Raw genomic sequence first — 8,654 nt, 5'->3', positions numbered from 1 at the left:
ACTCGACGATGGCCGCTGCCCGCAACCCGGCCTGGGGGGTGCCGGTGCGGTTGACCAGCGGCAGCACCAGCCAGGTCCCTTCCGCGTCCAGCGAGACGTCCTGACTACTGCGTACATGGGTGCAACTGGCCAGCATCAGTGCCAGCAACAAAGCAACAACCTGTTTCATCTCATGCTCCTAATAGTAAATCCTGTATTGCAGTTCGGCCCGGTAGCTGTCTTCGTCGTTGCCACCGGTATTCAGTTGGCGCTCCAGAGACAACTGCCAGGCATCGCGCCCCAGCAGCGGACCGGCGAGCCCTAACCGGCCGATAAAGCCATCGCCGGAAATGCTGTTATTCACATAACCGATTTCACCCCATCCCTGCAGGCGATGCGGACGGATATGCACATCCGGCATTCCCAGTAACAGGGAGGCGCCGGATTCGTTGTAATCCTGCGGTAAAGGACCAGTGTCCGCCCCCGGTGGCAGCAGCGCCCGAACCTCCCCCATGCTGTCCCCGGTTTCGGTAAAGTCGGCGCGGGTATGTCGCAGACGCAGCCCCGGCGAGAAACGGGACAGCCAGGGCCGCCAGGTAGTTTGCAGATTGAGAATACTGCCATCTCCCAGGATCTGGTCATTGAGATCCCGGTACTCATAATCCGCCCAATCCAAACTGCTCTGCCAGGTAGCCTGGGGCGACCAGTTGAGTTGAAGCTGGTTACCCGTTCGCGACCCACCCAGCAACAACAGGGAGGTCTCATCCGCTGGCATTCGCCACTGGTATCGCCAACTGGCTGACCAGTCGGAGTGCCAGTTGCCCCCTACTTCAAGCTCCGCCGTGGTTTCGCTGTTATCCAGCAACTGACGCTGACCCAAAGAGAGACGCTGACGATAGCGTTCGCGCTGATATTGCCATTCCAGGCTCAGCCACTGTTCCGCTTCATTCACGTCAAGCTGGGTGCGGTCATTACTGCCAAACTGCCGCTGACGATAGCGGGCCGACAGGGTGCTGTAGTCGCTGAATGGCTGGTACTGGGTGAATGCCCAGTCGGTCATCTCCAGGGCCCCCAGACGGCGTTGCCCCACTACCAACTCACTGAAACGGGCGCTGGGTAACAGCAGCGACTCCTGCTGATTGTTGGCACCGGCCAACTCCGGAGAACCGGCCTGCATGGCCATCAGTGTGGCAGTAGCGCGCCGATCCTCGTCCAGCTGTACACGAGCCTCCAGTTGCTCAGAGAGGGTCAACTGGCCGGCATAACGCTGACGGATTTGCGCCACCGCATCCCGGTCGCTGTTCAGCATGGCATAGGCCAGTGCCGACCCGGCATGGAGGGCTCCGGCTGCCTGTTGCTTGCGCAAGTACCAGGCACGGGCCTGCTCCGGCTCGCTATGGCCGAGCGCCCATTGGGCCAGCCATTCCGCACGGGCTTCCTCATCCCCCTGCTGCTGACGGATCTGTTGCGCCAGTTGCCAGGAACTGTCTCCACCGTCGAACCGTTGACTGAGGGCCAAACGCATATCGCGATACAGATTCTGCTTATCGTCACTGACCGGGAAGGGCACACGTTGGTGCAAGTTGCGCAGTATCGGCCAGGCCTCACCGTCCCGGCCTGCTGCGATCAGCGCCTGGGCATACTGCCACTGCCGTTCCCAGTCACCGGGAGCGGTTTCCAGCAGACGACTTTCATAGCGGACCGCCTGCTCGGTATGTCCCAGGGCCATGTGGGCAGCGGCAAGCACCTCCCAGTAACGCCGGTCAAGGCGGATACCCGCCTCCCAGGCTGCCAGAGTCTGGGCCAGCTGGGTATCATCACCGCTTGCTACCAGCAGCCACAACCAGGCAATACGGGTTTCCCGATTGCCGGGCGCCAGTTCCAGCGCCCGCTGCAACCACTGCGCGGCCTGTTCCGTCTCCCCCCTGCGCAATAGCAGGTTGGCGTAAAAGCGAAGAAAACTCGGGTCCTGTTGCAGTTTTTGCAACTGGGCGTCACTCAGCCGGGCCAGGAAATCATCAATGGCCTGCCAACGCCCCGCATCCTGCATTTGATAAAGTGCGCCCATGGCAAAGGCCTGATCACCATTGCGCTGCCAGGCCCGCTCCATTAACGCCACGACCCGCTCCCGGTCGTAATAACGGGCCAGAGTGATGTACTGATAAAGATCGGGCAGGGTTTCGTCGCCCTGATCCAGCAAAGTCTGGTAGTCATCCATGGCCGCCTGCCATTGCCCCAGCTCGCTGGCCATGATCGCCAGGCGACGGGTGAGATCCGGATCATAGGGAAGCCCCTGGGCATCGGTACGCAGTTCCGTGTAGGCCTGTTCCCGCTGGCCATCCAGCCAACGATAACGGGAAACATTGAGCGCCATCTCCCGATCCGGACCGTAACGATCCATGTACTGTCTTGCGTAACGGGCTGCGCGTTTTTCCTCACCCTGATTCCACGCCAGTCGCTGCATTTCCCACAATATGGCCTGGCCCGGATAGCGGCGATGCCAGTCCGCGAGGAAATCGAGACCCTCACTGACCTGGCCGAGCAGCTCATACTGACGAGCCACGGTAGCCAGCATATCCCTGTCGCGGGGGGAGGTTTCCAGCAACTCCTTGTATACGCGCAGGGTCAGCTGGTGATCGTAGGCCAGCGGAGCGCGCTGGCGCACCTGCTGCCAGGCCTGCGGATCGTCCGTGGTTTCTGCCACTTTCCACCAGGCTCTCAGGGCGGTCGCACTATCACCCTGCCAGTCGGCAATCTGTGCCAGCCGCTGCCACCAACGGATATCCCCGGGCCGCCAGTAGAGAGCGTTCTCCACCACCTGACGCGCCCGCACCAGATTGCCCGCTGCCACGAAAACCTCATAGCTGTGCAGGTAATAACTTTCCACGTAGGGTTCCGGTGCCTCTGCCAGGGCAACGCCAGGGAACAACGACAGGGGCAATAACAACAGGACAAGCAGCCGCTTCATTACTGCTCCCCCGAATCCGGCAAACGCAACAGACGTACGGCATAGCGCTGGGCCTGGGCCAGGTTGCCACCCGCCTGGGCCAGGCGCATGAGTCGATACAGCACCTCTTTGTCCCGGTAGTAGAGATGTTCGTAGCGCGACGCAAACCGCAAGGCCACCTCATGGAGGCTGCCCGCTTCGAGGGCCGCCAGCGCCTCCAGGAAATAATATTTGCTTACGGCAGGGGCACTGGACGCTCGCATGGCTTCGCCATAGGCCAGCCCGGAGGCCAGATAGTTGCCTTCCCCCAGCAGAACGCGCCCGGCTTTTTCATACCAGTCCCCCGGCCGCTCCGCCTCGCCGGCGAGCAGGCGGTAGTAACGGACCGCCTGCTCCGCAGCCCCCAGTACCAGGGCCATTTCCGCCAACTCCCGGCGCTGCTCGCCGTTCAGCATGGACCAGTCCTGGGCACGGACACTGGCCAGGGTCTCAGCTTGCAACCGTGAGGCCGGACGCAGTTCAGGCTCCATGGCCATCAACCGCTTGAAATCCCATTTCAGTCTCAGCCAGCGTATCTCTGGCAGATAGCCCGCATCGGCGGCTTCAACCCAGTCCAGCTGTGCATCGGCCTCAGCAAACCGGCCAAGCACGATCAACTCCCGGGCCATCAACAGCCGCAGTTCATGGTCATCAGGTTTGGCTTTCAGCCAGGCCTGCATGTAACTCAATGTCACCGCATCCAGGCGCGCGGTACGCAGTGTGGTGGCCAGATCCCGCGGAAAGGTCAGCCAGCACACCACAGCAATCAACAACAGGCAGGCAAGTAGCTCGGTTGGACCGAAAACCCGTAATCGCTCAGTGCGAACAGTGTAGCCGTAGCTCTTCGAGCCCATGCTTCGCACTCCTGTAGTGATAGAGGGTTCCTTCCCGACGTACCGGTGTCAAAGACCCACCATTATGGTTGAGGGTGCAACCGCCAGCATTGCCGATGGCAAATTCCAGGTCGGTATGACCGGCAAGAGAAAAACGAAAACCCTTCTCCTCCCGGGCAAACATGGTCAGACGGGCATTGGCCTGTTGCAGGTAAGGCACCGGATCCGGGCCGGGCTGCCAGTGGGCCTCATTCGCGGACAAATGCACATAGCGACCCGGGCCATCTTCACGGTAACCGGCAATGCCCTTGCTGCCGGGCAGCGACGGCAAAGCCAACGCATCAGGCAGACGCAGGGTACGCAGCTGTCCCTCCCCTTTGATGCGCCAGCTATTGCCTTCCCTGGCGATCACTATGGTATTGAAATCCAGAACCTTGCGGGCGTAGTCCGACGCAAACACCGGATGCAACGGCTGGGACTGTGCCCAACGGTAGACAGTCAACAGGGATTCCAGTGCCGCCGTCTTGCTGGCGATATAGGTGTGGTAATAGATATTGACCGGCTTGAAACGGTGGGGCGTTTCCGTCAGCTTGAACGTTTCAATCACCCGCTCGAAACCGTAGAAAGGACCGGTCCACTCTCTGGTGTAGATATTCTCGTTCTGGTTGGGCGCATAAACCTGGTATTCGTCACCCTTGGGCACGCCAATGCCCTTTACCAGGGTCCAGGTGGGTGCACTTTCGGTGATAATGGTGTCACTGCCGTTCATATTGAGCAGGTTACCCTGCCGGGCTGCGGCCAACGCCTCGGGAGTGGGAATGGTGTCCCCGCTCCACAACACCATTTCCGTTCGCTTGTCCCCGCTTAGCAGGTTCTCATTGATGTATTCTGCAGAGCCGACAACCTCCCGAACCGGATCCATCCGGTAGCCCGGAATGGGCAAACGCAGCTGTCCTTCCGGACCGTACAACTGGCCGGGCATTCGCTGAGCGTCATACCAGAAAAAGGGATGGGAATAGGTGTGGGTCGCCGCTTCCACATGGGGCAAGGCGAACATGTCCCGGGCAATCTGCTCCAGCTCGGCGGACATTTTCGGGTAAAGCCCGTGGGGGGCCACTTCCCCCTCAATGACCGAGATGGTGGTGGGCAGCTCAAAACGCTTGAGCACTTCCTCCAGCAATACCCGTGCATCCGTTTGCCCCTGATAGCCCTTCACCTCCGCAAGGCTGGGAAAACCATCAGCATCCATATGCGCAAACAACAGCCGTCGACCATTTTCCGTGGTCACATCCGGAATCGGCATGGCCGGCAGCTGCAGGGCCTCACGAATAAAGGTGAGTGGATTCACCACCCAGCGATCCAGCCCTTCGCCTTTCTCGCCGGGCAATACCGAGCGGATCATGAAAGGCTGGAACACATAGCCCCCCCAGGGGGTCGTTGCCGCCGGCGTATAGGTATGCTCCCCGGAACGCAGTTCCAGCCAGGGCTGGGCGGAAACATTGTGCAAGGGTGAGGACAACTCAATCAGCTTGGGCAACGCCAACTCAAACCCCATAGCCGGGTGTTGACCGGTAATGGCTGGCGGCGACAAGGGCGTGGGTCGGCTTTCAAACCCGAAGGCCTGGGCATTCGGGCCTACCGGGTCCACCGCGGGATAGCCCAGCATGGCAATGGGAACCCCGGCCTCTTTCTGCTCCACCAGCCAGGCCTCGAAGTCGGCGTCGGACAGCTCTTCCTGTTCCAGCCACACCACGATACCCGCATAGCGCCCCTGCAGGTTACCGGCCGGCATCGTCGTATTGATGGCGCGAATCTCCGGCACAAGACCCTGAAACTGCAGGGGCATCAGGCCATAGCGTATCGAATCGGAGAGCTCCCATAGCCGCTCATCGGAGCCGCCATGGACCAGCAATACTTTGCGGGGAAGCACCTCGCGCTCCCCCAGACCGAACATGTCCAGCTCCGGATTGGTGACCCAGGGAATCACATCATGTCCGGCAATTTTGTCCGCGATTTCCCGCGCCTGCTGACGCTGGCCGGGCGGCGTGTAATCAATGGCAATGGTCGCCACCTGATATTGTTCACGCATGGCCGAAAACTGTCCCAGCAACCACTGACGGTCTTCCTCGGGAACCGCTGCATAGCGTTGCTTGCCGGCTTCCCAACGCTGGTAGAGGGATTCCGCCGCAATGGCATCCACTGGCGCCTCAACCAGTGGCATCAACTCGAAACCACGATTGAAAATAAAACGGGCCTCGGGATAACGCTGCGCGATCTGGTTGATCAGCGCGGCGAGCCCCTCACGCTGATGCTGACGTTGCTCCGGTGTTTTGGCAACCAGCTGATAACTGTCCAGAGTGTCGAAGAAAAAGCCCTGGTAACCCTGCTTCCACAATGGCGCGACCACCTGTTCGACAAGGAAGTCCCGCAAATCCGGCGAAGACAAATCGAAAATATGGGAGCCCCAGTCGGGGTTTTTGCCCAGCAACCATTCCGGTTTCAGGCTTTTGAAAAACGGGCGGGATGCCAGCACTTCACCCAGGCTGACATAGGCATAGAACCGTTCACTGCGATACCGGTCGGGCACACCGCTGGCCTGATCGGGCTCAACCACAGGGAAATCGTAGACAGAAAGCATGTGCCAAGGGATATCCGGCCCATAATAAAAGGCAGCCGCCTGATCCAGGCGAGACTGTGCCCCGGCCGATCCCCAAAGAAGTACAAAAAGAATCGTCACAAAAGTACGAATCAATGAATTCCCCAATTCACTCAAAGCCATAGGTTCTTATATACCTATTCAAGGCAACGTGAATAATGGGGGAAACATCATGTAACCCAAATACGACAAAAAGGGCATTTATGTAAAATTTACGTGTTACAACAACCGACTATTCTTGCCAAACTGGCTGCGTAAAAACGCCATCTGGTCACCACGGATACGGTGGCTGTTAATCAATGCCAGGTATTCGGCCATGTTGGGCACATACGGCAATGCCAGCAAATCCATATCGATGTCTTCCAGAGAGCGGCTGCCCTTGCGCTGGTTGCATCGTCGGCAGGCGGAGACCACATTGGACCAGCGATCCCGCCCCCCTTTCGAAGTGGGAACAATATGATCACGGGTAAGCGCGTGCTCCGGGAAAGGCTTACCGCAATAGAGACAAAGATGCTGATCGCGCCGGAACAGGGCCCGGTTGGTCAGCGGAGGGGCCGGACGTTTGTGGGGATAGGCCACGCCATCGCAGGCAATGATGGAATGCAGTGACAGACCGGAACGTTCCCCGGACAGACGACAGGTCCCGCCACGCAGACGATAGATCACATCCCCCAGCGTCCAGGTCACCAACCCCCGGGCGTAGAGGGTGGCAGCCATCTGCCAATCCAGCCATTCAACGGGGGTCCCGGTCTTGTCCAGACGCAGAATGCGCTCACTCATGGGCTACCTCACGATCAGTGCTGTACCCCCAGTGGGTACAACGGCCCCGTCCCGGTATGGCACTAGCATGCCAACGCTCGGGTCAGTATCTCGTAAACCAGTGACGATTCTGCGACAGCGGGAAAAGGAGGCAGAGAGGCAGGCAGACTGGGTATGCCCGGGAAAGTCCGAATTGCCTCTATCGACAGGATCCACACAGCCGTGGTGCCTTTACCCGGTTATCTCTGATCAAACGACCGTGACCGACTGATCACAGACACCGGATTGCACAAATAATAAACAGAGGGGTGTGCGTATCGCAACCGTGGGGCTCAGGGTGTGCTGCGAAATTCCGGCAACCGGTAGCAACTGCTTACCTGCGTGTTGGTGTTATCCCCGTCGGTCATGATGGCCACCGCATCGACCGTATCCACCTCCAGATCATGAAAGCGACGAAAATCCTCACGCACGTTCCGGGAAAAGGATTGCCAGCTGCCGGCACCACCCGGTCCTTGCACCACCACCATCATTGCCTGGGAAGCAAAAGGGTTGGGCCAGGATGTCCCTGGCGCCTGCTGCCGGGACCACACATAGTTGATGGCCCGGGTCTGCCAGGGCAGCCAGCCCTTTTTCACCACGTAGACTCGTGCCTGAAAATCGTCGCCAAGCCGACTTTTCTCGTCCACCGCCGGCCAATCGGCCATGCGCTCCGCACGCCATTGCCAGTGCAGATGGGGCGTGCGGGTCAGGTCCACGGTATGCTCGTGCACCAGCCCTGACGCCGTACCCTGGGCCCGACTCTGCCAGCATCCTTGCTCAAGGCGGTATTGGGTCTTGCCGTCAAAGACCACTTCCCGCCACCCCTCCGGTCCTGCAGAACTGGCCGCGGAGGGCAGCAAAGCCAAAGACAAAAGACACAGCGCTGGTATACATTGGACCAACGGGTCACAAACAGGTCTCGTTTTCATGGCTGCGTTTCCTAAAATAGACAATCTGTTTACGACTATTTTCTCCTCCTGCTGAGAGGAGCTTTCACCGGATTTTCCTGTCTCAACCCAAGCTCAAGGCAGACATCATGCAGTTTGATTACATTATCGTCGGCGCCGGTTCCGCCGGCTGCGTACTCGCCAACCGTCTCTCCGAAAACCCCAATAACCGTGTTTGCCTGCTGGAAGCGGGCCCGGCAGACAACAGTCTCTTTATTCGCATTCCTGCCGGCATCATTCTGATGATGCGTTCCAACGCGCGTAACTGGCGTTACTACACGGTACCCCAGAAAGCCTTGAACAACCGCCAGATCTACATCCCGCGGGGCAAGACCCTGGGTGGCTCTTCAGCGGTGAATGCCATGTGCTACACCCGCGGCCACAAGTGGGATTATGACCACTGGGCATCACTGGGAAATGAAGGCTGGAGCTTTGACGATGTCCTGCCGGTGTTC

General features: G+C 59.3%; 6 protein-coding genes. 1 reads left to right on the top strand and 5 read right to left on the bottom strand.

Going from position 1 to position 8,654, the window contains the following annotated elements:
- Nucleotides 1–178: 178 nt before the first annotated feature.
- From A3714_RS15230 to A3714_RS15210, 5 genes are all read right to left on the bottom strand, one after another.
- Nucleotides 179–2,947, bottom strand: coding sequence for a tetratricopeptide repeat protein (locus A3714_RS15230; RefSeq protein WP_063508207.1), 2,769 nt, complete (start codon nucleotides 2,945–2,947; stop codon nucleotides 179–181).
- Nucleotides 2,947–3,819 carry a hypothetical protein gene (locus A3714_RS15225; protein WP_063508208.1) on the bottom strand — a complete coding sequence of 291 codons (873 nt, stop codon included), beginning with the start codon at nucleotides 3,817–3,819 and terminating at the stop codon, nucleotides 2,947–2,949. The genes A3714_RS15230 and A3714_RS15225 overlap by 1 nt, the downstream gene beginning before the upstream one ends.
- Nucleotides 3,782–6,436 carry a bifunctional glycoside hydrolase 114/ polysaccharide deacetylase family protein gene (locus tag A3714_RS15220; RefSeq protein ID WP_231865972.1) on the bottom strand — a complete coding sequence of 885 codons (2,655 nt, stop codon included), beginning with the start codon at nucleotides 6,434–6,436 and terminating at the stop codon, nucleotides 3,782–3,784. The genes A3714_RS15225 and A3714_RS15220 overlap by 38 nt, the downstream gene beginning before the upstream one ends.
- Before the next feature lie 237 nt (nucleotides 6,437–6,673).
- Nucleotides 6,674–7,234, bottom strand: coding sequence for an HNH endonuclease (locus A3714_RS15215; RefSeq protein ID WP_062817011.1), 561 nt, complete (start codon nucleotides 7,232–7,234; stop codon nucleotides 6,674–6,676).
- Between the two features lie 311 nt (nucleotides 7,235–7,545).
- Complete coding sequence (locus A3714_RS15210) at nucleotides 7,546–8,124, bottom strand: DUF3047 domain-containing protein (RefSeq protein ID WP_231865973.1); 579 nt, start codon at nucleotides 8,122–8,124, stop codon at nucleotides 7,546–7,548.
- Between the two features lie 164 nt (nucleotides 8,125–8,288).
- On the opposite strand from A3714_RS15210, the gene A3714_RS15205 reads away from it, so the two are divergent.
- Nucleotides 8,289–8,654: GMC family oxidoreductase (locus A3714_RS15205; protein ID WP_197463430.1), on the top strand; the 366-nt coding region annotated here is incomplete at its 3' end.

The organism is Alcanivorax sp. HI0007, from assembly GCF_001635525.1.
Classification (GTDB): Bacteria; Pseudomonadota; Gammaproteobacteria; order Pseudomonadales; family Alcanivoracaceae; genus Alcanivorax.
Note: the sequence above shows the minus strand (reverse complement) of the source record. Positions and strands in the feature narration are given on the sequence as shown.